This window comes from Rhodococcus oxybenzonivorans, assembly GCF_003130705.1.
Lineage (GTDB): Bacteria > Actinomycetota > Actinomycetes > Mycobacteriales > Mycobacteriaceae > Rhodococcus_F > Rhodococcus_F oxybenzonivorans.
In genome coordinates, this window is the sequence record NZ_CP021354.1 from 405726 (window position 1) to 432087 (window position 26362).

Here is a 26362-nt window from a genome sequence, read left to right on the forward strand (position 1 = left end):
AGCCGAATCGCATCGTTCACCGACCTGCGGTGTCAAGTTCATCCACGGTTGTGGACCGTTCATGTCGAGGCTGTCAACAACGGAGATTGTCCACGCCTTCTGACCAGGAATTGCGCGGTGTGAGCAGTGTTCATAACTGTGGATGAACCTGTGGAAACTGTGGATAACTCGAGAATCCCCGTGGCGCAGCTCACAAAATTGGCGGGAAAAGGACGAATCGGTCGCTGCCCGACCCCAACAGGTGTGTCGTGACAGAATCGGAACTGTGAAGTGGGTGCGGACGGCATGAGCGTCATTCAGGTGTGCGCACGATGCGCCGGCCGGTGGCCAGTTCTCGGCGCCCCGGCACAGTGGTGTCCTCGCTGTCACGGCGTGCTCCTCGCACCCATCCGGACGGAGCAGCAGCTTTCTCCCGATCAGCGAGGCTTCCGTTGGGTGGCGCGACCACCCCTCCGGCGTGGGGGGCTGGCCGCTGATCCACCTGCGCCCAGTCCGACACCCCACTACACCGACGTTCCGCGTTGGGGACTTCAGGACCATGTCGATTCTTCTCCTGGGGGGAGGAACTGGCCGGAAGCACTCGCCGACAAGGCCGCCACCTTCCTGATCGCCACCGCCGGCCTGTACGCGCTGGCCGTGCCGGCTGAACTGGGTCGCTACGCCGTCCTCGTCTGGAACAGGACCCGTTTGGTCGACCCGACCGTGCTCGCCGTCTCGGATGTCGCCGTCTTCGTCACCCAAGCCGGTGGAATGCTCTTTGCCCTGCTGTCCGGCATCAGTGGCGTGTGCTGGCTGCTGCGGATCCGCCGCCGCACATTCGCCCGGGAGCGTCGGTCGGATCCGCGTTCCGCCGGTGAACTGATCGTCGGCTGCGCCGTCCCCGGCCTCAACCTGGTGATGCCGGGTGTGTTCCTACTCGAGGTCGTCCGGCGAGATCCCCGAGCTGTCACGCTCGTGCGCGCCTGGTGGGCCATGTGGGTCTTCGGTGTCGTCCTCCTCGTCTTCAACTGGTTCTGGCGGTCCCGTCCCGGGTTGCAGGCCATGGCTGACGGCGTCCTCCTGTCTGCGTTCACCGCAATGATCGCGGCGGCCACCGCGCTGCTCGCCCTGCTGGTTCTGCGCAGACTCGAGGGCCGCACTCTGAAGGGGACGAAGGAAGCGGTCACCCGTTGGGTGATCGCCACCGATCCGCCGTCCGAATCGGAACTACCGGCAAAGAACTCGGGAACACCTGATCAGGAAGCGCTCGCCTCGTGAGCCCCGATCGGCGCGGACCGCTCGTCGTCGCGCATCGTGGTGCGTCCGCAGCCAAGCCCGAACACACCCTCGCCGCGTACGAACTCGCGCTGAGAGAGGGTGCCGACGGGCTCGAATGCGATGTGCGGCTCACGAAGGACGGCCACCTCGTGTGCGTCCACGATCGCACCATCGATCGCACCTCCGACGGCGTAGGCGTCGTCAGCGAGATGACGCGCGACGAGCTGGCCCAATATAACTACGGCACCGCCGAAGAGCCCGCCGAACTTCTCGAATTGAGTGCGCTCATCGAGCTCGCTCTCGCCTCGGCGAGGCCCGTCAAGGTGTTCATCGAAACCAAGCATCCCGTCAGGTTCGGCGGGCTCGTGGAAAGCAAGGTCCTGGCCGAGTTGCAGCGGTTCGGCATCGCGTCCCCGCCGTCGGCCGACCACTCGCGCGCCGTCGTGATGTCGTTCTCGGCCGGAGCCGTCTGGCGGATCCGGAGATCGGCGCCGATGCTCCCGACCGTGCTGCTGGGGGAGTCGGCCCGCTATCTCGGCGGAGGAGCGGCCACGACGGTCGGCGCCACCGCGGTGGGTCCCTCGGTCAAGACCCTGCACGAGCACCCCGACATGGTCGACAAGGCCGCGGCCGCAGGACGGGCCACCTACTGCTGGACCGTCGACGATCGGACCGATGTCGCTCTGTGTCGCGAACTCGGCGTCAGCTGGGTGGCTACCAACCACCCCGGGCGCACCAAGAATTGGCTGGCCTCCTGACCGAGGCTCTTCCGGCGTGTAGGTTTTGGCGTCGTGGCAAAGAAGAGCAAGAGAAACAGTGGACCGAAGCCCGACAGTGCCCGCGCCGAGAAGCTCGCGCAGCGGAAGGCGGAACGGGAAAGTGCCGCCGCGGCCGTGACGCGCCCCTTCGAAGGCCTTGCCGCGGAATGCGACCTCGTCGCGCTGCGTGAATTCGTCCCCTCCGCAACAGCACCGCTGCCGGTGAAGGACTCCTCGCGTCCGGTGACGTTGGCGACCGTCCTGCCGGGTGCCGTGGCGGCGCTCGTCCGTGACGAAGGCGAGGACGCCACCGGGTTCGTCGGTGTACAGGTCCAGGCGCACTCTGCGGACCTCGGTGCCGACTTGGCGGCCTCCGTCGTGTGGGTTCGAGACGCCGCGGCCGGAGAATCGCTGGCCTCCGCCAACCCCGGTGCCGACACCCCCGCACCGGCCGAGGTGATCGACGCGGACGCTCTGCTCGACATCACGGTGCACCAGGATTTCAACTGGTGGATCCCCGAAGGGGTGGAACCGGCACCCGAGGTCGCGACCACGGTGCAGCACGCCAACGCGGCAATCATGCCGTCCGCGCGGGTCGAAGCCGAAGGCGTCGTGGCGGCGTGGTGGGTAGATGCGGGGGAGAAGGCGCACATCCGCTGGGTGCGTCCCGAAAACGAGGACGACCTGATGCTGGCGCTGGCGCGGGTCCACGCCACCGGCGGGCTGCACCTGGGTGAAGGGTCGCGCTATGCCGGCTCCTTCCGGACGCACGGCCTTCTCGTTCCGGTCTTCGACCTGGATCGAGAGAAGCACCCCAACGAGTGGGCGGCCGCCACGGTCGAGCTCGGTGACCGACTCGCGCAGGCGCTGGCCGTCGATGCTCCGCTCACCACCGACGAGCGCCGCGCCCGCGACGGCCTCCGCGGTCGCCAGGTCACGTTGCGCTAGGCCCTCCGGGCCCGTGAGTGGTTAAGGAGTGCAGAGACTCGTTAACCACTCACGGGCGGCGGAGCCGCCTAGATGGCGCCGCCGGCGGCAGCAGGCGCTCCGGCGGTGTCGTCCACGACGCTCATCTCGCGAGCGACGAAGTCCTCCAGATGGAACATGTTGGCGCCCGCGCGGTCGGCGATGGCGAGCAGAGTGGTCATGCTGGCGACCTCCTCGACCTGTTCCTTGAGGAACCACTGCATGAACTGCTCGCCGAGGTAGTCGCCCTCTTCGCGGGCGGTGCTCGCGAGCTGCACGATCTGCTCGGTGACCGTCTTCTCCTGCGTCAGAGCCAGCGCGATCGGCTCACGCGCATTCTCGAAGTTGCCCTTCGCGGCGTCGACACCCGACAGCTCCACGTTGATTCCGCGATCCAGGAAGTACTGGATGATCATCATCGCGTGATTGCGTTCCTCGACGGCCTGCTTGTAGAAGTGCTTGGCCAGCTGCGGAAGGTCCGCATTATCGAAATAGACGGCAGTCGCGGTGTACTGGTGTGACGCGTTGAATTCGTTGCGAATCTGGTCGTGCAGCAGAGCGTGGAATTTTGTCTTGTGCGCGTCAACGGAAGTCATGGGACACACGATATAGCTGGTCAGACGGCGTTGTCATGCAAGTTCTGCCTAATTATGGCAAGGGTTCCCAAACTTATTGCGGCCTAATTCGGCGCGAATTCCGCCGAATTATCGCGCACCGTTTCGGGTTTATCAGGGGCGCCTTCAGGCTCCACTACCTGCGGTCTTGGGCGCGGTCGAATCGGCGCGCGGGGCGGCGTTCATCTCCCGGGCGACGAAGTCTTCGACGTTGAACACATCGTGGCCCGCGCGGTCGACGATGGTCAGCAGGGTGTTCATGCCCGCAGTTTCCTCGACCTGCTCCTTGAGGAACCATTGCATGAACTGCTCGCCGAGGTAGTCCCCGTTGTCGCGGGCCGTGCGGGCGAGTTTCGTGATCTGCTCGGTGACCGCTTCTTCCTGTTTCAGCGCCAGTTCCACCGGTGCCCGCACCGAGTCGAAATCCGTGATCACGTCGTCGATACCCGGAACGGTCACGTCCACGTGATTATCGAGGAGGTACTGGATCATCATCATCGCGTGGCGGCGTTCCTCGGTGGCCTGGGTATAGAACCGCTTCGCCAACTGCGGGAGATGGTGGGAATCGAAGTAGACGGCCACCGCGATGTATTGCTGTGACGCCGTGAATTCGTTGCGGATCTGCTGTTGCAGCAGGTGGTGGAATTCACTGGGTTTCGTTGGCGCCGACTGTGTCATGCGGCTCAGTTTACGGATGCGACGTCACTGGCCTGTGGTGACCAGTTCGGCGGGAACCTGCCGATCCTCGGCGAGGGCGCCGAAGAACTGCGACGCCCGTTCGTCGTCCCACACCAGCACGTTCCCCGAACCGTCGACATCCTCGAATCCGGCCACCGGGACCGTGGTGGTGACCATGTCACCGCGCACCGCCCACGCGAGCATTGCGAGGTTCCAGATGTGATCGCCCTCGTCCACGCGCAACGACTTGGCTGTGTCGGTGACCAGCGGCCACACCCGGAACGGGTTCAGCCACGTTGCCGGGCTGGTGGCTTTCGCCATCAGCGCGGCCATGAACTTCCGCTGGTGGTTCATGCGGTCGATGTCGGCGAGCGCCGTTGCACGGGTGCGGACGAATCCGAGGGCGTCCGAGCCGGACAGCTCCTGGCAGCCGGGCGCCAGGTTGATGCCGGCGAGGGGGTCGTCGATGGGGGCATCCAGGCACATCTCGACACCACCGATGGCGTCGACGATCCCGGCGAAACCGCCGAACCCGATCTCGGCGTAGTGGTCGATGTGCAGCCCGGACGCTTCCTCGACCGTCTGCACCAGCAATTGCGGGCCACCGAATGCGAACGACGCGTTGATCTTGTCCTCGCCGTAGCCCGGTATGGACACGTAGGAGTCGCGGGGGATGCTCACCATGGTCGCCGGCCCGCCGCTGCTCGGGAGGTGCATCACGATGATGGTGTCGGTGCGGTCGGGACCGCTGTTGCCGCCGGTCGACAACTCCTGCTCCTGTTCGGGTGTCAACCCGGTGCGGCTGTCCGACCCGACCAGCAGCCAGTTGGTGCCGGGGGTGTCGCCGACCCGGCCGTCGTAATCGGCGAGGGCGTCGACCCGGTTCAGGGAGGTGTCCAGGTAGTAGGTCATGCCGGCGAGGGCAAGGATCAACACCAGGAAGAGGATGCCGATGCGACTGCCCCAGTTTCGCCGGCGTCTGGGTCTGCGTTGACGCGGTGGTTCGGGGTTGCGGGGAGGCGCGAGCGGGGGCGGCGGGTTGCGAGGGGGGCGCCGATCCGGGACATACGCCTGTCGGTACTGCGGCGCCTGACGATACTGCGGTGGCTCACGATAGGGCTGCGGCGTCTGGGTGGGCGCGTAGCCATCCGAGCGAGGAGGCGCGGACCGCGACAATCGCGGTTCGGGCGCCTGCGACCACGCCTGCTGCGGGGCGGGTGGGGTACCTCGCCCGTCTCGCCGGATCACCTGGGTTCCTTCCGGAGGCGGACCTGTTGGGCCGGGGCGGGGCGCCGGGTGCCGGGGTCGCGGCGGCGGCGGTCCCGGAGATCCTCGTGGCGGAACGCGAGGAGGCGGAGGCGGGGCGGAACCGTGCGGGCCGGGAGGTGGGGTACGGCGGTTCGGCGACTGCGGCGCGGGCCCGCCGCCCTGCGTCCGCCGAGGCGGACGGGGCGGCAGCGGTGGATAGGGTGCGTCGCCGGTCACCCGCACGACTTTACTGGTCTCGAAGGATTACGGAATCCAGCCGACGTGGCCACGCAGTGCCGCGTAGCCGACGAAAGCCACCGAGTCGATGGTGGCGTGCGCGATCACGAGTGGCCACATCCGGCCGGTCTTCTGCCAGTACCGGCCGAACACCACACCCATCGCCACATTGCCCAGCCCGCCGCCGAAGCCCTGGTAGAGGTGGTAGGTGCCACGCAGCAGGGCCGACGCCAGCAGGGACGAGTTCTCGCTCCATCCCAGTTGCCGCAGTCGGGTGACGAGATAGGCGACGACCAGTACCTCCTCGGCCCCCGAGTTGGCGATCGCCCAGAGGACGAGGACGGGAAGCCGCCACCAATGGTCACCGATCGTGCTCGGGACGACGGTCAGGTTGGCGCCCACCGCACGCGCCAGCAAGTAGAAGCCGAGGCCGGGGAGCCCGATCAGCGCAGCCAGCCCGACACCCTGTACCGCGTCGGGTCGCCACCGGATACGCCCCAGCCCCACCGAGGCGAGGCTGATGCCGCCACGCCACAGGAGATACAGACCCAGCGCCGCCCAGGACAGCAGTTTCACGACACCGAGCAGCTGCCGTGCCGCATCGATGAACTGGTTCTCCGCGCGTGCGACGTTCAGCGCCACCGCTTGGTCGGCGAGGTCACCGGGCGTCAGCAGGGACTCGGTCAGCGACAGCAATCCCGACAACCCGCTGGTCCCGAAGGTGACGAGCAGGACGATCGTGATTTCGATCCACAGCCCGCGGCGTTCCTTCGCCGGCACCACCGGCAGCTCGGGTGATGCGGGGCGTAACCAGGAGTCGAGCGTTGTCCGCGAGATCACGCGGCAACGCTAGCGCGCGGGACCCTGAGTTGCCGATGCCGATCAGCCGCGGGCGCGCAGACCGTTGACGAAGGGGCATCCGACGAGCAGTCGTATCGCCCGGCTCAGCGACAGGGCGTCGTCCACCGGATTCGCGAACGGCATCCAGATGTCGCGGTCACCGTTGTCGCTCTCGACGCGCAACCGCAACCCGTAGCGGTCGATGCCGAGCGGACGGATGCGTCCCTGCCGCATGTGCGGTGGAAGCTTGCGGGAGAGCAGGTCGATGAGGTCGGTGTGATCCTCGTCGAGGTGCTGAAGCCAGGCCGTTTCCATTTCCCAGAACGGGTCGGGCCTGGCTGCGAGCAGGTCGGGAAGGGAGACGGGTTCGGCGCCGGTCGAGTCGGCGACGACGGCCGATTCGAGCCGTAGCTGCAACAGCGTGGCGTCGTGCCCGACGTCGAGCAGTCCGGGATGCGGGTATTCGGAGGCGACCTCGTCCGCGAGGGCGCGGGTGTGCGCCTCGCACAGGGAGTGAAGGGTGCCCCGTAGCCAGACGAGTGATCGCACGGGCTCGCGGAGTGGGAGCGGGGAATTGTCGGTCAGCTCCAGGACCGCGGGGATTCCGCCGCCACCGGCCAACCAGGACAGGGTGGCCGCCGCCGAGTCGGTCGGCACCGCGACGACGACGTCTCCGCCGGCGCGCAGGTGGTGGACGGACGTGACCGTAGGAGCGCTGCCCTCGACAGCGAGTACTGCCTCCTGGGTCCGTGCGCACGAACTACGCACACGCTCGGCGGTGGTCGGTCCGGTAGTCGTGACGGGCATGGAGCCTCCTTCGGGAGCAGCGGTACTGAGGTAAACCTAACCTAATGTGACGTGCGTCGGTTGGCAAGACCACCGCAGGATTACGGTGTGGAGGTGGCAATTCCTCTTTCCCTCGGAGTTCCGCGTTCGCGCGGACCGCAGTCGCTGCTCGAAGGCCTGCTCAGCGCGGCACCCACCGCCGGAGTATCCGCGGACCCCGCGGACACGATCGGAGGAACAGTCGGGCCCCGGGTGGTTCTTGCGTCCACTCTGATCGGCTGCCACGGCACCGACGCGGGCCGCATCATCGTCGGCCTCGACATCGACCCCGCCGAGCTGCGTACCCGAGAACAGGCGTCCTACGAGGCAGTCCGATTCCACCTCGACTGCCCTGCGGCGCAGCTCGGCGACGCACTCGCGTTGCGACTGCCCTCGCCGCTCGCCGTGTTCGTCGGCGACGGCGACCTCGGGCTCGCAGAATCGGCGCAGCAACTCGCCGATGCCGGACGCATCCCCGGCCTGGGCAGTGGATGCTCCATCGGTGAGGTGGCGGATTTCCTGGCGGTCCTCGCCCATGCGGACGTCGGATACGTGGCCAGGGCGTGTGACGCCGCCGAGGTGCTCGCCCTGTTGTCCGGCACCGTCGCGTCGCTGCGCGGAGACAACGTCCGGTCGGCTCTCGCCGACCCGACCGCGGAGAAGCTTGCGGCGCTCGGTCCGGAGGCGGCCGAGGCTGTCCGGGAAGTGCTGCTGGGCATCGAGGTGAGCGATCCCGCCCGGGTGAGTCGCGAACTCGCCGCCGCCGGGTTGCGATAAAGATTCACCGCATAGCGCCGGGCCGTCAACTCTCGATGCGTAATCTCATAGGCGTGCCAAAGATCGCGTACTTCGGACCCTCGGGAACCTTCACGGAAATGGCGCTCGCCGAACTCGAGGGGGCGGGCGCCTTCGACGGGCCGGTCGAACGCGTCGCCGCGTCCAGCCCCCCGGCCACGCTCGAGCTGGTACGCGACGGTGTGGTCGACGGTGCCGTCGTCCCCATCGAGAGCTCTGTCGAGGGGGCTGTGGTGCCCACGCTGGACTCCCTGGCCCTGGGCGAACGGCTACAGATCGTCGCCGAGACCGAACTGGACGTGGCGTTCGAAATTCTGGGTCGACCCGGCATCGATCGCCTCGACCAGGTGCGGACCGTGCGCGCCTATCCCGTCGCCGCCGGCCAGGTGCGGACCTGGCTGGACAAGAACTGCCCCGACGCCGAGATTCAGACCGCATCGTCCAATGCGGGTGCGGCCGAGGACGTCTCGCATGGTCTCGCCGACGCCGCGGTATCGACCGCGCTGGCCGGCAGGCGTCTCGGATTGCACGCACTGGCCAGCAGTGTCGCGGACGTAGCCGGCGCGCGGACGCGGTTCGTGCTCGTCACCGCCCCGACGCGGGTCCCGCCGCGCACCGGTAGCGACCGGAGCTCCGCGGTGCTGCAGCCCGACAACGAACCCGGATCGCTCGTCAGCGTCCTCTCCGAGTTCGCCACTCGCGGAATCGACCTCATCCGCATCGAATCCCGGCCCGTTCGCACCGAACCCGGCTCCTACCGGTTCTTCGTCGACTGCATCGGTCACCTCGACGATCCGCTGGTCGCCGAGGCATTCCGCGCGCTGCACCGCAAGTCGACCGTGCGCTTCCTCGGCTCGTGGCCGGCCGCGAACCCGAGTGGTCCGCCCCCGCCGTCCGACGGAGACGCGGCGGACTGGATCGAACGAATCCGTCAGGGAGACAGGGAACTGTGAGCGGCAAGCTGATTCTGGTACGGCACGGACAGACCGAGGCGAACGTCGAACGCCGACTCGACACCCGGCTGCCCGGCGCACCGCTGACCCCGGAGGGGCAGGCCCAGGCCGACGCTCTCGGGGCCCGGCTCGCGGCCCGTGCGTCGCTCGCTGCGCTCGTCAACTCGGAGGCCCTGCGCGCCCGGCAGACGGCGGGCGCGGTCGAACGTGCCACCGGGCTTACCGCCCAGACCCGTGAGGGGTTGTACGAGGCGCAGGCGGGTGAACTCGAGGATCGCCGTGACGATGAATCGCACGCCCTGTTCATGAAGACATTCCACCTGTGGCACGCGGGTGAGCTGGGAGCCCGCGTACCCGGTGGCGAATCCGCTCACGACATCCTCGACCGCTACGTGCCGGTCGTCGATACCCTGCGCGCGGAGTATCTCGACGATCCGAACCGATCGGGAGATGTCGTCCTCGTCAGCCACGGCGCCGCGATCCGCCTCGTCGCCGCACAGCTGGCGGATGTTCCCGGGCTGTTCGCCGCCAATAACCACCTCGCGAACACGGAGTCGGTCGAGTTGGTACCGACCCCCGGCGGAGGCTGGGAATGTGTGCGGTGGGGAACGATCGAGCCGCCGTTCGAACATCGCGTGATTCCCGGGGCCGACGACCCGATGGGGTGAATGCGTTGCGGACTTCCACCCGCTGCGCGACGATGGAGAAAACCGTCCTCGAGGAGTGACGGCAATGGAATGGTTCGTAGCCGAAGACTATTCCCTCGGGCGGCTGCTCGTCACCGAGGGGCTCGCGGCGATCTACCTTGTCGCCTTCCTGGGCGCGGTGCATCAGTTCAGGCCGCTCGTCGGTAGTGACGGCATGATGCCGATTCCGCGGTTCCTGCGGGCCGTCCCCTTCGCACGCGCACCGAGTGTCTTTCACTTCCACTACTCGGATCGGTTCTTCGCGGCAGTTGCCTGGACTGGCGCCGGGTTGGCACTCGCGACTCTGCTGGGTGCGACGCAATTCATGCCGCTTGCCGCCTGCATGCTGGTGTGGTTGGTGCTGTGGATCCTCTACCTGTCGATCGTCAACGTCTCGCAAATCTGGTACAGCTTCGGCTGGGAGTCGCTACTCCTTGAAGCCGGGTTTCTGGCGATTTTCCTCGGTAACTCCTCCGTCGGTCCGCCGATTCTGGTGCTGATTGCGGTGCGGTGGTTATTGTTCCGGCTCGAGTTCGGCGCCGGACTGATCAAGATGCGCGGCGACAAATGCTGGCGTGACCTCACCTGCCTCTACTATCACCACGAAACCCAGCCGATGCCCGGCCCGCTCAGCTGGTACTTCCACCGAATGCCGAAAAGACTCCACCGGCTCGAGGTGCTGGGAAATCACTTCGCGCAATTAGTGATGCCGTTCGGGCTGTTTGCGCCCCAGCCGGTGGCGGCGATCGCCGCGGCCGTCATGATCATCACTCAACTGTGGCTGGTGGCGAGCGGTAACTTCTCCTGGCTGAACTGGATCACGATCGTGCTGGGTCTGTCGGTCATCCCGGACAGTGTGTTCGAGATGGTTGTGCCGGTATCGCTCCCGGAGGGAAGTTCGTCGGCGCCGCTGTATTTCGTCGTCCTGGTGGTCGCTGTGACAGCGTTGGTGGTGGTGCTGAGTTACTGGCCGATCCGCAACATGATCTCGCACGGTCAGCGGATGAATGCGTCGTTCAACTCGTGGCATCTGGTGAACACCTACGGCGCCTTCGGCAGCGTCACCAAAGTTCGGTACGAAGTGATTGTGGAGGGGACATCCGACTCGGCGATCACCGCGCAGTCCGAATGGAAGGAGTACGAGTTCAAGGGAAAACCGGGTGATGTGAATCGCCGGCCACGGCAGTTCGCGCCGTACCATCTGCGGCTCGATTGGTTGTTCTGGTTTATTCCGATCTCACCGGGCTATGCCGATCCATGGTTTCCTGCCTTCGTGGAGCGGCTGCTGAGGAACGACCGCGACACGCTGAAACTCCTGCGCCACAATCCTTTCCCCGACGCCCCGCCTCAACATGTGCGTGCACGCCTGTACCGCTACCGGTTCACCACCTGGAAGGAGCGCCGCGAGACGGGGGCGTGGTGGAAGCGTGAACCGGTGTAACTCAGTGCAATCTGTCGGCCAGGAACTCGAGGGCCTGGCGCAGACGTTGTGGTGTACCCGGGCTCAGAGAAGACCAGGCGACGCCATGCGCGGATACGCTGGACGTGCCGACGATTCGCCCTTTGTGCGTGTCGAATACGGTAACGGGACCACCGACGGGGTCGTACTGCCCGTCGCCGTACACGATTCCCACTATTTCGGCGTAGGTGTTGCAGGTTGCCATCGCGGTGCCCAACGCGGTGGCATCGGACGGCGCGACACCGAGTGCGGTGAGGCCAGCCGCGAGAGCGTTACCGTCACCTCCCGCGTCGAACACCTCACCGAGTTGGGCAGTGGGTGCGTTGACCACGCCGAAGTCCATCGGCTCCGCGGTGCCGAGGGCAGCGATGACCGGCGCAAAGATGTCGACGCCGGCGTCCTGCACCACGTAGGTGTCGCCGGCGCGCATGGTGAGCACCGACATGGTGTCGCCCCGGGAAACACACAACCGCGAGATGCTTCCGTCGACGTACCAGCGCAGAGCAATTTCCCACCGCGGGCGGGCAAGAACCTGCAGCCCGGCAGCAAGCTCGGCGCGAACCTCACCGCCCGGGAGGAGATCCCGGGCGGTGAGGCCGGCGACGGCGTCGCGAAACGCTGTGTCCCTGGCTTCGTACGAGTCGTACCGCGGGCCGGCGTCGAGCACCACCGGCAGGACGTCGAGCGCGAGCCGGTCGACGAGGACATCCATCTCGTCGAGGCTCAGGGTCGCCGCCGGCAGGGTCGGTCCCGCCTGGGTGCCCAGGTCTATCAACGTCCGCTCTCCGGGTGGTCGGGGTTGGCGCCGATCACCGAAGGAATGACCGTGCGTCCGTCGGCGAAGTGCTCGAAGTTTTTCAGATAATCGGGGGTGTCCCGTTCTTCGTCGTCCTGCGAACCGGCCGGACCCGCGCCGCGCCCGCTCATCATGGGTCCGCTACCCGTTGCTCCACGTGCCGCCGTAGCGGGATTCATGTCGGCCCGGACGTCTCCGATCACTGCGCCGGGTGTGGCCGCGGGCGCTCCGGGCCGAGCACCCTGGCCCAGAGCATCCGTCTTTCCCCAGCCCTCGGGAAGAGTCGCACCGCCGGCTCCCGTCCCGGCACCGAGCGCACCGGCCGACGTCCGTGCTGCCGCCGTCGACGTGGAAGCCGCGCCGCCACCGCTGTACGAGCCACCCGACAGCATCGGCGCACCAGCCATCATCGGGGTGGCCGCCGAGCTGGTGGCCGCGGACAGCGCCGCCCCACCGATGTTGCTCGCCGCCGACGTGGCGGTGGAAACGGTGGTACCGGCGATACTGCCGACCTGCGATGCGGCGGTGGTGACCGCGGGATTCTGACCGGCCGCCATCAGCGCGGCGGCGGCGGCCCGTGTCGGGTCGAAGTTGCCGTCCTGCGGGACGTCCTCGAAGGTTCCGACCTCTTTGGAATCGGCTTTGGTGACGATGCGTGGGGGCTGCTTGTACGGGCGTTTGAGCGCGAGGATGTTGGATGCGGCCTCGTACCCCTCCATCACGAGCCCTGCCCGGATGTCCATCGCCCGGTCGGCGGCCTCGGCGACTGCCGCGGAACCGTTGAGAGCACCGCCCGTCGAGTAGGCGGTGGCCTTCGCGGTCTTGACCGCCACGATCTCGGGAATGCTGGGCATGATGAGGGCGGCCGTCGTGTATGCGCCCGCCTCGAGTCCGGCCTTGACGGCGGTGTCTGCCGCCAGTTCGGCGCACTCGGCCGTCCATACCGTGAACGGCGTGATCTTGGCGAGTGCGGCCACGGCCGATACGCCCTGCCAGCCGGCGGCCAGCTCGGCCATCACCCGAACGAGCGTGAGGTTGGCGTCGACGAAGCTGGTGGACAGCGCAGTCCATGCAGCGCTCGCCACGCTGAGCGGCACCGGGCCTGCGCCCGCGATGAGCGTGGTCGAGTTGACGGTGGCCCCGCGGGGCAACCAGATGACACCTGTCAGTCCCATGGTCATGTGCGATTCTCCTACTGGTCTCGAGGCGTACCGGTCACATGCCCGCAGCGAGCGACGCGCCCAGGGCAAAGTCCTCGGCGGCGTACAGAGCGGCTTGGGTGCGGAGCGTGTTCGCGGTCTCCCGCATCTCGAGAATTCCTTGGGCGACAGCAGGAGTGAACGTTCCTGCGACCGTGTTGAAGTAACCGGCGGCATGGAGGGAGACTTCTTCGCTCCCCGACGGGAGTACCCGGATTGCTGCGGAGTTCAGTGCGACCGAAGCCTCGAGGCGCGCGGCGAGCGCGTCGAGTTCCACGGCGGCGGCGACAAGAGCTTCGGGTGCGACGTGCAGAGCTGGCATTGCGTCGAACTCCTTCTGACCTAGGCGGGTACGGAAGGCAGTTGCCCCCCGGCAAGCGAACTGCATGGTGCAGCGTCCCTACTTCCTTGGACGCCGCCACGCGCTCTTCGGTTCCCCCCGATCCCGAGAAAAAAATTCTCGGGAAAACCGTTCATCCCCAGCCGAGCTCGTGCAAGCGATCTTCTTCTATCCCGAAGTAGTGTGCAACCTCGTGGATCACGGTAACGGCCACTTCGTGAACGACTTCCTCCTCTGAACTGCACATTTCGAGGAGGGCGTCGCGGTAGATGGTAATCGTATCGGGTAGCGAACCGCCGTAATGACTGTCCCGTTCGGTCAGCGCTATTCCGTGGTACAGCCCGAGGAGATGCGGATCGTCTTCGTTGCGGTCGTCGACGAGGACGACGACGTTGTCGATTGCGGTCGCGAGTTGAGGCGGAATCAGATCGAGAGCGTCCCCCACCAATTCCTCGAATCGGTCGGGCGTCATCAGAACCGGCACCTCAGCGCCCGGGAACCGGAGCTGCGCCGGGAAGCGGTGTCGGCATCGACCTGCCCTCCGGAGTAGGCGGTGGCGGTACCGGCGCTGCGCCGTTGATCAGGATGTCGCCCTTGGCGGACCCGGTGATGGTCGAGAAGCCGCCGGTGTCGGTCTCCTTGCCCACCGAACAGTTGATGCGCCTGCTGCCCGCCAGCCAGCTGTCGAGTTCCAGGTTGTCCCAGAACAGGGTGAGGGTCTTGTTCCGCAACGCGTCCGCCGAGCCGAGAAATTCGTTGGACGCCTGGGTGCACACGCCCTCGAGGTACTTGTCCTGATCTTCGACCGACGGCATCGAACCCGGGAACTGGGTGCCGAGATCGACCACGGAGATCACCTCGTACGCGTGGGGCTGCACGCAGTCGACGGGATCGGTGGGGACATTCTGATTGATGCCGATGCAGGTGCCGGGATCCCAGACATTGGATTGGTCCTGCTCGGCCACCCGCCCACTGAAAGGCAGCAAAGTGCCTGCGGTGCCAGAGAATTGGAGACCGCACCGCAGGGTGCGCTCCCCGGCGGTCCAGCCTGCCTCGCTGGGGAACATGAGACCGACGCTGAACTTCCCGTAAGGGTCGAAACGCGAACCCAGGTAGGTCTCGACGGCGGGCACGCAGTGCTCGTCCCGCAGCTCGGCGAACCGCAGGGCGCCCGGGTAGCGCGAACCCGGGCCGAACTCTGCGCCCGGGTAGACACTGAGATCCAGAGGGGCCGCCACCTCGAAACGGTGCTCCTCGGAGCAGTCGACTTTCGCGACGTCCTTGCGATCCTCTTTCGGATCGTTCGACGGTGTCCAGTCGAGGCAGTCGCCGGCGATCGCCGATGCGAAAGCCTCCCCTTCCACCGACGCGGTGGCCTGGGGTCCGGGGTCGCCCGAGTGGGTGGGTAGATTCTCGCTGCGCTCGAACCCACCTGCGATCGCGAAGGTCGCGATCGCCGCGACCACGGCGCCGATCGCGACAGCAGCGAGCGCGCGACGCGTCGTGGTCGCGGACATGGTGCGGGGTGCCTTGGTCGGTTGCCCGGCGTTCCCGGGCTGCGGTTCGGCACCGTTCGGCTGATCTGAGGACATCGTTTTCCATCATGCCCGTTCCGGTGCGAGAAGCAGAACAACTCCTTCGATCAGGTTCGCGGCGGGGTAGCTTCGAGTGCCATGAACGACCATTCGCAGCCCTCCGCCGAACCTGTGGATCCGGAACTCCAGGAACTCGCGGGCCGGGTGTTCGATGCCGCACGCGCGGGTGACGCAGTGGCGTTGGCCACGTACATCGACGCCGGGGTCCCGGTGAACCTCACCAACCAGAACGGCGACACCCTCGTCATGCTGGCCGCCTACCACGGCCATGCCGAGGCGGTCCAGGCTCTGATCGACCGCGGTGCCGACGTCAACCGACTCAACGACAAGGGCCAGTCACCGCTGGCAGGGGCGTTGTTCAAGGGTGAGGACGGGGTGGTGTGCACCCTCGTCGCGGGCGGTGCCGACCCCACAGCCGGGCACCCCACCGCGGTGGACGCCGCGCGCATGTTCGGCCGGGAAGATCTCCTGAGCCTGCTGGAACCGAAACCCGAATGAGCGCGCCGGAGGCGCCCGGTAGGGTTTGACACCGTGATTGACCTGAAGTTCCTCCGCGAGAACCCCGACGCCGTCCGCGAGTCGCAGCGCACCCGCGGTGAAGATCCTGCGCTGGTCGACGCGCTGCTCGAGGCCGATGCGTCCCGTCGCGCCGCGGTACTCGCCGGTGACACTCTGCGCGCCGAGCAGAAGGCCTTCGGTAAGAAGGTGGGCCAGGCGTCCCCCGAGGAACGGCCCGCGCTGCTCGAGGGATCCAAGGAACTCGCGGCCAAGGTCAAGCAGGCCGAGGCGGAGCAGCACGAGGCGCAGGCCGCGCTCGATGCCGCGCACCGGGCGATCTCCAATATCGTCCAGGACGGCGCCCCGGCCGGTGGCGAGGACGACTTCGTCACCCTGGACACGGTCGGCGATGTCCCCACGTTCGACTTCGAGCCCAAGGACCACCTCGAGTTGGGCGAGTCGCTGGGACTGATCGACATGGAACGCGGCGCGAAGGTGTCCGGCGCCCGGTTCTATTTCCTCACCGGGTTCGGCGCCATGTTGCAACTCGGAATGCTGCAGCTCGCCGCGCAGAAGGCAATGGCCAACGGGTTCCAGATGATGATTCCCCCCGTGCTGGTGCGCCCCGAGATCATGGCGGGCACCGGATTCCTCGGCGCCCACGCGGACGAGATCTACCACCTTGCCGACGACGACCTCTACCTCGTCGGAACTTCCGAGGTCCCGCTCGCCGGGTACCACTCGGGCGAGATCCTCGATCTTTCCGCAGGCCCGAAGCGGTACGCGGGTTGGTCGACCTGCTTCCGCCGGGAAGCAGGCAGCTACGGCAAGGACACCCGCGGAATCATCCGGGTCCACCAGTTCGACAAGGTGGAAATGTTCACCTACTGCAAGCCCGAGGATGCCGACGCCGAGCATCAGCGTCTGCTGGCCTGGGAGCGCGACATGCTGGCCGCAATCGACGTCCCCTACCGGGTGATCGACGTCGCCGGGGGCGATCTGGGTTCCTCGGCTGCCCGCAAGTTCGATTGCGAGGCGTGGGTGCCCACCCAGCAGGCGTACCGCGAGCTCACATCCACGTCGAACTGCACGACGTTCCAGGCGCGGCGCCTCGGCGTGCGGTACCGCGACGAGAACGGGAAGCCGCAGACTGCTGCCACCCTGAACGGCACGTTGGCCACCACGCGGTGGATCGTGGCGATCCTCGAGAACCACCAGCAGTCCGATGGGACGGTACGCGTGCCGGAGGCGCTGGTGCCCTTCGTCGGTACGGACGTATTGAAGCCGTAAAAGAATACTGTCCGTTATGCAAGGCTACCCTTGCATCTGCGCCCCAATGATGTAACCCTTACCTAATCAGATAGTTCGCGTAAGGGAGCTCCACATGTTCGTGTGCATCTGCAAGGCCGTCACCGAGACCGAGGTGCACGAACATGTGCACGACGGTGCCGACTCTGCAGATGCCATCGGTGAGCGATGTGGAGCCGGATGGGGGTGTGGAACCTGCGTCGACCGCCTCGAAGAAATTCTCTGTGCGTACGCGGAGCGTAATCGCACAGCTGCCTGACAACTGACACCACGATCCGCTGCGGAGAGTGGTCGAGCCTGATACGGTCGCATTAGTCCCGGCGACCGGAGGTTGTCATGCGCGGTAACGACGAGGTAATCGCTCTTCTCAACGAACAGTTGACGAGTGAGCTGACGGCAATCAACCAGTATTTCCTGCACTCGAAGATGCAGGCCAACTGGGGTTTCACCAAACTGGCGGCGAAGACGCGTGCCGAGTCCATCGAAGAGATGATTCACGCCGAGATCTTGACCGACCGCATCCTCTTTCTCGAGGCGCTACCGAACTATCAGAAGCTGCTCCCGCTGCGCATCGGACAGGATCTGCGAGAGCAGTTCCACTCCGACCTCGCGGTCGAGCTCGAGGTTGTCGAACGCCTGCGTCCCGGAATTCAGATGTGCCGGGAGAAGGGCGACGCGACGTCGGCGAAGCTACTCGAAGGCATCCTCGCGGAAGAAGAGGAGCACATCGACTATCTGGAGACACAGATCGAGTTGATGGACAAGATGGGCGATCAGCTGTACATGGCCCAGCTCGTCGATCAGCCACCGACAGCCGGGTAGTCGATCGACGAAAACCGCGCGACTCGCTGGGCGCTCTGTGTAAAAATGGGCGCGTGAGATATCCCGCCGCTCAGCCTTGACCCAGCTCCCAGCGATCGCTCACCGTCCGCGTGGTCGGTTACACCGCCACGCGTGACCTCATTCCGCTTTTCGGTCTCTACGACCTGCTGTTCGCCGACCACGGCCTCAGCGTCGGACAGATTTCGTCGCTACTCGTCATCTGGTCCGTCGTATCGTTCGTCGCCGAGGTGCCCTCGGGCGCGTGGGCCGACACCGTGTCCCGGCGTGGACTGCTCGTCTTCGCCTCCGCCCTGTACACCGCGGGATTCACCGTGTGGGTGGTGGCGCCGTCGTATGCAGGCTTCGCAGCCGGATTCGTGTTGTGGGGCATCAGTGGCGCCATCCAGTCCGGAACGTTCGAGGCGTTGCTGTACGACGAACTTGCCGCGCGGGGGAAGTCGGAGACCTTCGCCCGGCTCCTCGGCTACGCCAACTCCGGCGCCATGGCGAGCAACCTCGTCGCCACGCTGACCGCGGCGCCGCTCTTCGTTCTGGGTGGTTACACGCTGGTCGGATGGGCCAGTGTCGCTGCGACGGTGGTGCACGGAGGCTTCGCACTACTGCTTCCCGCTGCGCCGAGAGCAGCCGACGCGGACGAAACACGGGAAGTGGCCGGCGGGCGTGGACTGCTGTCCCGCTACGCCGGGATGCTCCGGGCCGGGGTCGGGGAGGTGTCGCACGACACGGTGCTCCGCCGAGGCGTGGTGCTGTCGTCGGTGCTCGTCGGATTTCTCGCCTTCGACGAGTACTTCGGCCTGCTCGCCCGCGACGGTGGCACCGCGACGGCGGCGGTGCCGTTGCTGGTGGCCATCACCGTCGCCGGCCAAGTGGTGGGTACCGCGGCGGCCGGCCGGACGGCGTCGATGCGAGCGGTGACGATGAGCCGTGTCGTCGCAGCGGGTGCCGTATTGCTCGGTGCCGGAGCGCTTCTGGGTGGTGTCACCGGGTTCGCGGCAATCGGCGCGGGCTACGGCATCCTCGGCAATGCCATGATCGTGTCGGAAGCTCGTGTGCAGGACGCGATCACCGGTCCGGCGCGGGCCACCGTCACCTCGGTGTCGGGGCTGTTCGGCGAGATCACCGCACTTCTGATCTACGTGGGTTTCGCTGTCGGCTCGACGTGGTTCTCGGTCACCACACTCGTTGCCGCACTGGCTGTCCCGGTGCTGCTGTCGGCGGTCCTGGTGCGCCGGTGGCTGCCACCGGTTCGGCTGGACACACCCACCGCCGGGTGAATGTACCTTTCGGCGCCTCAGATGCGCCGAAAGGTACATTCGCCCGAGCGATCAGAGCTTGCTGGACCGCAGCTCGTGGCCCTTCGACGTCTTGCAGCGACCCGACTCGAGGTCCCACTGCCAGCCGTGCAGGTTGCAGGTGAGATTGGTGCCGTCGACGACGCCGAACTTGGACAGGTCGGCCTTGAGGTGCGGGCAGCGACGCTGAATCTCGTAGCCGCCGAGCTCGATCGACGCCGAGTCGTCGTGGGCTTCTGCGAACCAGCCGTCGGCGTAGGCGATGCGCTCGTCGGTGAGGCACTTGAAGAACGTGTACAGGAACTCGTTGTAGCCGCCGACCCGCCACGCCTCGAAGCGGGTGGACAGGAAGATGGTGTTCACCCAGTCGGGTTCGTCGTCCCGGAGCACGGTGCGGACCAATTCGGGCGCGATACGGAAGCCGTAGCGGTACTTGCCGTCCTTCTCCCCGCGCGGACGGACGATGCGCTGCGGGAAGTCGAGGACGACGGTCTCGTCACCCATCACCAGACCGACCGGGTAACCGATACCGTCGCAGATCAGGTCGGACTGCTTCATGATCGGCTCGAACTTGGCCTTGAGCGCCTCGAACAACGGTTCGCCCTCGGCCGGAGCCCACCCCGCCTTCTCGGCGGCCAGGACCGGAGCCATCCGCTGCGCCATGTCCTCGATGTACGCGGCCTTCTCGGCGAAGATCTTGTCGACCTCGGCGTCGGGAATGGGGTGCGTCAGGGTGAGCGCACCGCCCTTCACATCCGCGGTGGACCCCGGGATCATCAATATCCCGCCGTCGTTGCCGTGAATCTTCATCTGCTCGAGGAACGTGATCTGGTCGGGGAAGATGTTGCCCTCGTCACCGCGGTCGTCGTTGAGGTAACGCAGCTCGCCGTCCAGGAACACCGGCGGACCTGCCGAGGGCACCACCCAGGTGGCGTCGACCTGCTCGATGTAACTGCGACACCGATCCATGCCGCGCTGACGCTTCTGCTTGCCGAAGTTGGCCTTCGTCTTGGTGGGAATGTCGTAGACCATCGGGTACCAGATGGCGCCTGAGTACTGCAGCAGGTGGATGTCGATCTTCCCGAACTCGTCGTGCAGGACGTCCATGTCGACGGGCCGGGCGTCGTTCATGTTGAAGCACGTCGTCTCGCCGTCGGACACCACGAGACCGGAGTCGCCGATCGGTCCGTCGGCGGGCGCCCGTAAGGCGATGATCATGATGTCCAGGTCGCCCGGCGCGAGCGGGGCCTGCGGAGCGACCTCGATTCCTGCCCCGTTGATCCTGTGCTTGACCGAATCCTCGGTCTCGAAGAATTTATGGAATCCGAGTGCCTCGAGTTCCCGTTTGAGGTCCGGCACCGGATAGTCGGGGAGCAGAACGGTGGCGTCCTTGTTGACGTGCTTGCTCAGGTTCTCCGGATCGAAGTGGTCCTTGTGTAGGTGCGATACGTACAGGTAGTCGCAGTTGCCGAGGGCGTCCCAGTCGAGCTGGGTGTTGTCCGGGAACGGGAACCACGCCCCGAAGTACGCGGGGTTCACCCAGGGGTCGCACAGGATCGATCCTGCCTCGGTTTGGATGTGAAATCCGGCGTGGCCGACGCTGGTGACCTGCACTGGTATGCCTCCTGAAGAGCTGAGCGACTGTTCCAGGGTAGGCGGCTGCGCCAACCATGCGCCTTTCCGGTAGCCCCAACAGCCAAAAAGGCGCACGGGCGGCGGAGCCGCCTACGTTACTTCGCCCAGGCAGTAGCCGTCCTGGCCGATCGACAAGGTGACCTGCTTGGTCTTCGTCACACCCGAGACATCGGTGACCGGGACCGTGACGTTCACGTAGTCGCCGCGGACCGGTGTGGTGGTCATGTCGTCTGCCGCGAACGCGGTGGTGTCGGCCAGAACGTCGGGGTCCTGCTTCAGCGGTGGCTGTCCACCGTCCCCCGCCCCGGAGGGGTCCCACGGACTGAACCCGGGGCAGATCAAGGGATAGGCGGTCTCGGTGTCGGCCGGGCTCACCGGTCGTCCCGCCTCCCGCGACAGGAACCTCGCCACCGCGTGTTCGGCGTCCGCCGGGGTGTAGACGTCGGCCGTCCCGGCGGGATGGACGTGCGGGCAGGCGTAACCCGACGCGATCTCGCTCCGCTTGACCGACACGGTGGTGCCGCCACCCGTCCACGACACGGAGAACTGCCCGTCGACACCGGGTTGTGCGAGGGCCCGCAGCACTGCGCCGGTGTCCTCGTACTGTTCGGCCATCTGAGCCGGCGGCAGGGTCCAGCAGGTCGAGGTCAGCCCCTCGGGATCCGTGACGAGGTCGAGAGCCCATGCGCGGACGGCGTCGGCGGCCTCGGGATTGCCGGGGACCTCACCGACGACCACCTGCGGGGCCGGCCGGGCCGAGGTGGGAGGCACGGTACCGGGACTGTCGGCGGTGGAGGTGGGGGCAGCCGCGACTCCTGCCGCCGCGACTTCTGCCGCCGCAACGTCTGCCTCCGCGGCGTCCACGGGGATGCCGGACTGGGAATCGCAGGCCGCCGCTGAGGCGAGGATCCCGACCACGAGGGCGAATGTGTGTGCGGGCGCGAACGCCCCCCTGCCCGTGCGGCCCATTTCCTTCACACGCCCTCCTGCCGACTCCCCGCCGAGCGTCCGTCCCCGACTTCGGGCCAGATCGCCGATACCCGGCTACGCTAGCCGATTGTGGAACCCGTCTATCGAACCGTCATCGGCATTGCCCGCACCGTATTCGCCTTCGAGGGGCTGAAGTTCACGGTCAAGGGCGATCAGCACATTCCCGCGACGGGTGGGGCGGTGATCGCGATCAATCACACCGGCTACATGGACTTCACCTATGCGGGGCTCCCGGCGCGCAGGGTGAAGCGGTACGTCCGCTTCATGGCGAAGAAGGAAGTGTTCGACAACAAGATTTCGGGCCCGATCATGCGGGCCCTCAAACACATTCCCGTCGACCGCGGGGCTGGTTCGGATTCGTATCGGGCTGCCGTCGACCGGCTGCGCCGCGGGGAGCTGGTCGGCGTCTATCCCGAGGCCACAATCAGTCGCAGCTTCGAAATCAAGGAATTCAAGTCGGGCGCCGCACGGATGGCGATCGAGGCCGACGTGCCCATCATCCCGATCGTGATCTGGGGTGCGCAGCGCGTGTGGACCAAGGGGTTCCCGAAGCGCCTCGGGCGAACCAACACCCCCATTTCGATTGCTGTCGGTGAGCCCATCGCGCCGATCGAGCCCGCCGCCGAATTGACGAAGAAACTCCACACCACCATGCAGGAAATGCTCGCCGACCTGCAGAAGGATTACGACCATCCCGCGGGCGCCTACTGGGTGCCCGCGCGACTCGGCGGCAGCGCGCCGACGCTGGAAGAGGCCGACAAGTTGGACGCCGCCGACGCCGAGAAGAGGGCGCAGGCTCGACAGGCCCGGGAGTCCGGGAGCTAGATCGGGTGGAACCTGTCTTTGTCGAGTCGGCGGCAAGGGCGCTGTCCCGTTTCCAGGGACTGAGGATTTCTCGCACCGGACTCGACAACATCCCGGCGACGAGCGGCGCGGGCTCGCGGTCAATCACACCGCGTACCTCGACTTCGTTCAGCTGGCGCTGACGGTGGCCGCCGCGGACAGGAAACTGCGACTGATGGCGAAGGCCGGGCTCGCGCGCGACCCGGGTGATGAATTTCTCATGCGCGGCTGCGAGGATGCCGTTGGTGCACGCATTCGCCATGTCGCTGCGCGGCGTGATTCCGGCCGATCGGGCCGACGGGACCGCCGGAGTTGCTCACCGCGGCGCTGCACGCGCGGATGGAAGGCATCCTGCATCACGTGCAGAGTGGCTTCGAGCATCCGGCCGGGGCGTACTGGGTCCCGAGACGTCTCGGCGGCAGTGCCCCGACGATCGAGGAAGCCACCGAGATGGACCGCCGCGAGACCGAGTTGCGACACCACCGGTAGCCCGAGCCCGGCGGCCGCTCGGCACGGGGAAGAACCGTGCAGGCAGAATGACCGGGTGAGCCCAGACCGACCGACCCTTGTAGCGTCCGATGTCGACGGCACCCTGATCGGGCCCGACGAACGGGTCAGTGCCCGCACCCGTGACGCCGTGCAGTCGGTGGTGGCGTCGGGAACCCCGTTCGTTCTCGCCACCGGTCGCCCGCCGCGGTGGATCCATCCCGTTGTGGAGGGCCTGGGTTATGCGCCCCTCGCCGTCTGCGCCAACGGCGCCGTCATCTACGACGCCGACAGTGACAGAGTGCTCAGCGCCGCGACGCTCGACGTGGACACCCTCACCTGGTTGTCGGAGATCGCTCTGGAGATGTTGCCGGGCGCGGGGCTGGCGGCGGAACGTGTGGGCGTCAGCGCTCACGACGCGGCCACACCCCAGTTCGTGAGCTCTCCCGGCTATCAGCATGCGTGGCTCAATCCGGACAACACCGAGATGTCCGAGGACGAGGTTCTGGCAGCGCCTGCCGTCAAGTTGCTGATCAGAGTGCCCGGAATGTCGAGCCAGGCGATGGTCGACGTCTTGCGGCCCCACCTCGGCGCCCGCGCGGACCTCACATTTTCGACGGACAACGGTCTGATCGAGCTGTCGGCGTCGGGGATCAGCAAGGCGTCCGGCCTCGCGATCGTGATGGAGCAGCTCGGGGTCACGGCGTCGGGGATCGTCGCGTTCGGTGACATGCCCAACGACATCCCGATGCTGAATCTCGCGGGTCGAGGAGTGGCCGTGGAGAACGCGCATCCGGACGCCAAGGCGGCTGCCGACGAGGTCACCGCAACCAACTCGGACGACGGGGTGGCAAAAGTACTCGAGCGCTGGTGGTCGTAAACCACCAGCGCCCGAGAGGGTGATGCAGTTCCGTCAGCCCACCGGAGCTGGTGCCGGAGCGGCCGGCGCAGGCTCGACCGGTGCAGGTGCAGGTGCAGGTGCCGGCGGCAGCTGTGCCGGATCTGCGGGCGGTGCGGCGGGCGCCGCGGCGTCGACCCTGGCGCCGTCGCGGTACGCCTCCGCGTAGGCGTCGTTGTAGGTCTTCAACACCTTGGTGACGATGCCGGTGAGCTCGTTGAAGATGAGCGAGCCGTTCTCGAAATCGGTGCGCAGCCCACCCGGGATCGGGTATTCGTCGGAAGTCGGCAATCCCAGCTCGCCGTTGTCGGCGCCCAGGTTCTGCCAGGTCTTGAAGATCTGTCCGAGAACCGACCACACACCCCCGTTGGGTGACGTGTAGATGGCTCCGTTGGTGAACTTCGCACCCTGGTTGCCGGCCTTCGCCTGCAGCAGTCCGGTGACGGCCTGCCCGAGGGGGCCGGTGTCACCGCCTTCGGCCACCCACTTCTGTGCGACGGGGGAGGGGTCCGTCAGCCGAAGAATTTCGTTGACCAGGGCCGGGATGCCTGCGCCGAGGCTCGCGCTCGCATCCGTTCCCGGCGCGGACGCAGGCGGGGTCTCGCCCGCCGGAGGTCCCGAGGCGAGTGATGCGCTGTCGCCGCCGCCACCGCTATTCGCGGCCGCGATCTGACGGATCTCGTCCATGTGCGAGTACCCGGCATCACCGGGGCAGGAGGTGTTGCCGACGTCTCGGTGCGCGAAGATCACCGGCAGGTCGACGGCCTCACCCTGTGCATACGGCGTGAACTCGGTGCCTTCCGAGTACATCGTGGTCTGGCCGAGCGGATCGAGTCCCGCCTTGGCGAGCTTCCATCCGAGGAACTTGCCGACGGAGTCGATCGTCGCCTGCGGCGGATCCTCGGATGAGAAGTCACCCATCATCGCGATGCCCATGGTGTTTTCGTTGAACCCGCCCGCGTGCGCGCCCTGAACCGGACGGTCCAGACCGCCCGCGCGACCTTCGAAGATTTGCCCGTACTTGTCGACCAGCACGTTGTAGCCGACGTCGCACCAGCCCAGCGTCTGCGCGTGGTATGCGTAGATCGCCCGGACGATTTCGGCGGACTCGGCCTTGGAGTAGTCGTTGGCGCCGGCGGTGTGGTGCACCGTCGCACCACCGATGAAGTCGTCGTACGTCGGTTCGTCGCAACGGATCGACTCGTCGGCGCCCCACTGGGAGCGGGTGATCACCTTGGGTCCGGAACCGCCGATCGGTGCCGCAATGTCGCTCAGGGCCCCGTCACCCGGTCCGCTGCCCGGCTCGATGAGCACGGCGGTGACGTCGTCGGCACCGGTCTGGGCCGGCTGTTGACGCAGCGGTCGGTCGACGGAAGCGGGTGTGTACCCCAGCGGCGCAGCACCCGCGGGCGCCGCGGCAGCCGGAGGTGCAGGTGCCGCCGGAGGTGCAGGCTGCGCCGCCGGAGCGGGTACCGGCCCGGCGGCCGATGCCGGCGCAGTCGTGGGCGTCAGGATCTGGATGGCCTTCGTCAACCCGACGTACACCGGTTCGGTGGCCACCGTGCCGTTCGACGCCGTGCTGTCGGTGCGCCGCGTGTCGATCATGTCGGGGGAGAACCAATCGCCCCAGGTTCCGTCGGCTCGCAGGGCGCGGACCTTCGACTCCGCGGACGCCACGGTCTCGGAGGTGAGCGCAACCATGCTGAACGGGGTGTCCCGGGTGATTTGCTTGACGATGGCTCCCGGCTGCTGGTCGGCAGGCGGCAAGATCGCCGGGTCGGAGACGTCACCGGGAGCGGGAAGCTTCAGGGGGATCTGCAGGTTGGGGATCTGAATTCCGGCCGGCAGGGGGAGATTGCTCGGAATCTGAATGTACGGCGGGATCTTCACGTTGCGCAGATCGCCGATATTGACGTCGGGCAGGTTCAGCCCCGTCAGTTCCTTCAGCGGAATCACGATGTCGGGAATTTGGGAGAGCACTACCTGGGCGATCTCCGTGGACACCGCGGAGGCAGAGGTCTCGTTGGTGGAGCGGACGTCGGAGGGGGCGCTGCTGATGCCGTAGACCGCAACGGGACTTGCGACAGCCAGAGCAGCGACAGCCCCGAGGACGATCGAGGGCTTCGGTCGGCGGTGCGGCAAGGGGACTCTCCTCAGTTGTAGTTTCCTGCGAGCAGGCCTCGCTCATCTGCAACTTGTGATGCCGATGTGACCTGTGTGACTGATGTTGCCAACTCGAATCACTCTTGCCACACTAGTCACACAGGTCCATAACGCTCAACCTTACATTGAGACTTTATCCCGAATTCTTAGGACCCGCCGG

General features: G+C 66.6%; 28 protein-coding genes. 15 read left to right on the plus strand and 13 right to left on the minus strand.

Annotation, left to right across the window (positions count from 1 at the left end; all coding sequences use genetic code 11):
- The first annotated feature begins 270 nt into the window (after positions 1-270).
- Genes CBI38_RS02050 through CBI38_RS02060 form a run of 3 tightly spaced genes read left to right on the plus strand, consistent with a single transcriptional unit; the run spans position 271 to position 2963 of the window.
- Entirely contained in the window at positions 271-1257 is a 987-nt protein-coding gene (locus tag CBI38_RS02050) for a DUF4328 domain-containing protein (RefSeq protein WP_418328306.1), read from the plus strand.
- Positions 1254-2015: a glycerophosphodiester phosphodiesterase gene (locus tag CBI38_RS02055; RefSeq protein ID WP_109325965.1), complete on the plus strand. Its 762-nt coding sequence runs from the start codon at positions 1254-1256 to the stop codon at positions 2013-2015. Before CBI38_RS02050 ends, CBI38_RS02055 begins: the two co-directional genes overlap by 4 nt.
- A gap of 33 nt (positions 2016-2048) precedes the next feature.
- On the plus strand, positions 2049-2963 hold the full coding sequence (locus CBI38_RS02060) for a DUF5926 family protein (RefSeq protein WP_109325966.1): 915 nt from the start codon (positions 2049-2051) through the stop codon (positions 2961-2963).
- 68 nt (positions 2964-3031) lie between these two features.
- On the opposite strand, the gene CBI38_RS02065 is transcribed toward CBI38_RS02060, so the two are convergent.
- From CBI38_RS02065 to CBI38_RS02090, 5 genes are all read right to left on the minus strand, one after another.
- Positions 3032-3577 (minus strand): ferritin, encoded by a 546-nt coding sequence (locus CBI38_RS02065; protein WP_109325981.1) that lies wholly within the window; start codon positions 3575-3577, stop codon positions 3032-3034.
- Positions 3578-3721: 144 nt separating this feature from the next.
- Entirely contained in the window at positions 3722-4273 is a 552-nt protein-coding gene (locus CBI38_RS02070) for a ferritin (RefSeq protein ID WP_109325982.1), read from the minus strand.
- A 24-nt stretch (positions 4274-4297) separates the two neighbouring features.
- Positions 4298-5521, minus strand: coding sequence for an LCP family protein (locus tag CBI38_RS02075; protein WP_230990297.1), 1224 nt, complete (start codon positions 5519-5521; stop codon positions 4298-4300).
- 264 nt (positions 5522-5785) lie between these two features.
- Positions 5786-6598 (minus strand): CPBP family intramembrane glutamic endopeptidase, encoded by an 813-nt coding sequence (locus CBI38_RS02085; protein WP_109325984.1) that lies wholly within the window; start codon positions 6596-6598, stop codon positions 5786-5788.
- Between the two features lie 42 nt (positions 6599-6640).
- Positions 6641-7405, minus strand: coding sequence for a DUF2470 domain-containing protein (locus CBI38_RS02090; protein WP_109325988.1), 765 nt, complete (start codon positions 7403-7405; stop codon positions 6641-6643).
- A gap of 93 nt (positions 7406-7498) precedes the next feature.
- Here CBI38_RS02090 and CBI38_RS02095 point away from each other — a divergent pair, with 93 nt between their 5' ends.
- The 4 genes from CBI38_RS02095 to CBI38_RS02110 all read left to right on the plus strand — a co-directional run bounded on the left by CBI38_RS02095 (position 7499) and on the right by CBI38_RS02110 (position 11298).
- Positions 7499-8200, plus strand: coding sequence for a hypothetical protein (locus CBI38_RS02095; RefSeq protein WP_109334802.1), 702 nt, complete (start codon positions 7499-7501; stop codon positions 8198-8200).
- Positions 8201-8235: 35 nt separating this feature from the next.
- Positions 8236-9171 carry a prephenate dehydratase gene (pheA, locus tag CBI38_RS02100; RefSeq protein ID WP_109325989.1) on the plus strand — a complete coding sequence of 312 codons (936 nt, stop codon included), beginning with the start codon at positions 8236-8238 and terminating at the stop codon, positions 9169-9171.
- Positions 9168-9839: a histidine phosphatase family protein gene (locus tag CBI38_RS02105; protein ID WP_109325990.1), complete on the plus strand. Its 672-nt coding sequence runs from the start codon at positions 9168-9170 to the stop codon at positions 9837-9839. Before pheA ends, CBI38_RS02105 begins: the two co-directional genes overlap by 4 nt.
- A 64-nt stretch (positions 9840-9903) precedes the next feature.
- Entirely contained in the window at positions 9904-11298 is a 1395-nt protein-coding gene (locus tag CBI38_RS02110; RefSeq protein ID WP_109325995.1) for a lipase maturation factor family protein, read from the plus strand.
- A 1-nt stretch (position 11299) separates the two neighbouring features.
- On the opposite strand, the gene CBI38_RS02115 is transcribed toward CBI38_RS02110, so the two are convergent.
- The 5 genes from CBI38_RS02115 to CBI38_RS02135 form a co-directional block, all read right to left on the minus strand.
- Positions 11300-12091, minus strand: coding sequence for an ESX secretion-associated protein EspG (locus CBI38_RS02115; protein WP_109325997.1), 792 nt, complete (start codon positions 12089-12091; stop codon positions 11300-11302).
- Positions 12088-13293 (minus strand): PPE family protein, encoded by a 1206-nt coding sequence (locus CBI38_RS02120; protein WP_109325998.1) that lies wholly within the window; start codon positions 13291-13293, stop codon positions 12088-12090. Before CBI38_RS02120 ends, CBI38_RS02115 begins: the two co-directional genes overlap by 4 nt.
- 34 nt (positions 13294-13327) lie before the next feature.
- Positions 13328-13633 (minus strand): PE family protein, encoded by a 306-nt coding sequence (locus CBI38_RS02125; RefSeq protein ID WP_109325999.1) that lies wholly within the window; start codon positions 13631-13633, stop codon positions 13328-13330.
- 151 nt (positions 13634-13784) lie between these two features.
- On the minus strand, positions 13785-14135 hold the full coding sequence (locus CBI38_RS02130; RefSeq protein WP_109326000.1) for a metallopeptidase family protein: 351 nt from the start codon (positions 14133-14135) through the stop codon (positions 13785-13787).
- 1 nt (position 14136) lies between these two features.
- On the minus strand, positions 14137-15243 hold the full coding sequence (locus CBI38_RS02135; RefSeq protein ID WP_109326001.1) for a septum formation family protein: 1107 nt from the start codon (positions 15241-15243) through the stop codon (positions 14137-14139).
- Between the two features lie 81 nt (positions 15244-15324).
- Here CBI38_RS02135 and CBI38_RS02140 point away from each other — a divergent pair, with 81 nt between their 5' ends.
- The 5 genes from CBI38_RS02140 (at position 15325) to CBI38_RS02160 (ending at position 19169) form a co-directional block, all read left to right on the plus strand.
- Positions 15325-15744: an ankyrin repeat domain-containing protein gene (locus CBI38_RS02140; protein ID WP_109326002.1), complete on the plus strand. Its 420-nt coding sequence runs from the start codon at positions 15325-15327 to the stop codon at positions 15742-15744.
- Between the two features lie 33 nt (positions 15745-15777).
- Positions 15778-17034, plus strand: a complete 1257-nt coding sequence (serS, locus tag CBI38_RS02145; RefSeq protein WP_109326005.1) for a serine--tRNA ligase — start codon at positions 15778-15780, stop codon at positions 17032-17034.
- A gap of 94 nt (positions 17035-17128) precedes the next feature.
- The gene (locus tag CBI38_RS02150; RefSeq protein WP_109326010.1) at positions 17129-17311 is read left to right on the plus strand and encodes a (2Fe-2S)-binding protein; all 183 of its coding nucleotides are present in this window, start codon (positions 17129-17131) and stop codon (positions 17309-17311) included.
- Positions 17312-17388: 77 nt separating this feature from the next.
- Positions 17389-17874, plus strand: coding sequence for a bacterioferritin (bfr, locus tag CBI38_RS02155; RefSeq protein ID WP_109326014.1), 486 nt, complete (start codon positions 17389-17391; stop codon positions 17872-17874).
- 110 nt (positions 17875-17984) lie between these two features.
- Positions 17985-19169, plus strand: coding sequence for an MFS transporter (locus tag CBI38_RS02160; RefSeq protein WP_109326015.1), 1185 nt, complete (start codon positions 17985-17987; stop codon positions 19167-19169).
- 51 nt (positions 19170-19220) lie between these two features.
- On the opposite strand, the gene CBI38_RS02165 is transcribed toward CBI38_RS02160, so the two are convergent.
- Both CBI38_RS02165 and CBI38_RS02170 read right to left on the minus strand, forming a co-directional pair.
- Entirely contained in the window at positions 19221-20801 is a 1581-nt protein-coding gene (locus CBI38_RS02165; RefSeq protein ID WP_109326018.1) for a Rieske 2Fe-2S domain-containing protein, read from the minus strand.
- 111 nt (positions 20802-20912) lie between these two features.
- Positions 20913-21791, minus strand: a complete 879-nt coding sequence (locus CBI38_RS02170) for a hypothetical protein (RefSeq protein WP_109326019.1) — start codon at positions 21789-21791, stop codon at positions 20913-20915.
- A gap of 90 nt (positions 21792-21881) precedes the next feature.
- Between CBI38_RS02170 and CBI38_RS02175 the strand changes: the two genes are divergently transcribed.
- The 3 genes from CBI38_RS02175 (at position 21882) to CBI38_RS02185 (ending at position 24021) form a co-directional block, all read left to right on the plus strand.
- Entirely contained in the window at positions 21882-22637 is a 756-nt protein-coding gene (locus CBI38_RS02175) for a lysophospholipid acyltransferase family protein (RefSeq protein ID WP_109326020.1), read from the plus strand.
- 330 nt (positions 22638-22967) lie between these two features.
- Positions 22968-23144, plus strand: coding sequence for a hypothetical protein (locus CBI38_RS38785; RefSeq protein ID WP_230990059.1), 177 nt, complete (start codon positions 22968-22970; stop codon positions 23142-23144).
- 55 nt (positions 23145-23199) lie between these two features.
- On the plus strand, positions 23200-24021 hold the full coding sequence (locus CBI38_RS02185) for an HAD family hydrolase (RefSeq protein ID WP_109326021.1): 822 nt from the start codon (positions 23200-23202) through the stop codon (positions 24019-24021).
- A gap of 33 nt (positions 24022-24054) precedes the next feature.
- On the opposite strand, the gene CBI38_RS02190 is transcribed toward CBI38_RS02185, so the two are convergent.
- On the minus strand, positions 24055-26181 hold the full coding sequence (locus tag CBI38_RS02190) for an N-acetylmuramoyl-L-alanine amidase (protein ID WP_109326022.1): 2127 nt from the start codon (positions 26179-26181) through the stop codon (positions 24055-24057).
- Positions 26182-26362 lie beyond the last annotated feature (181 nt).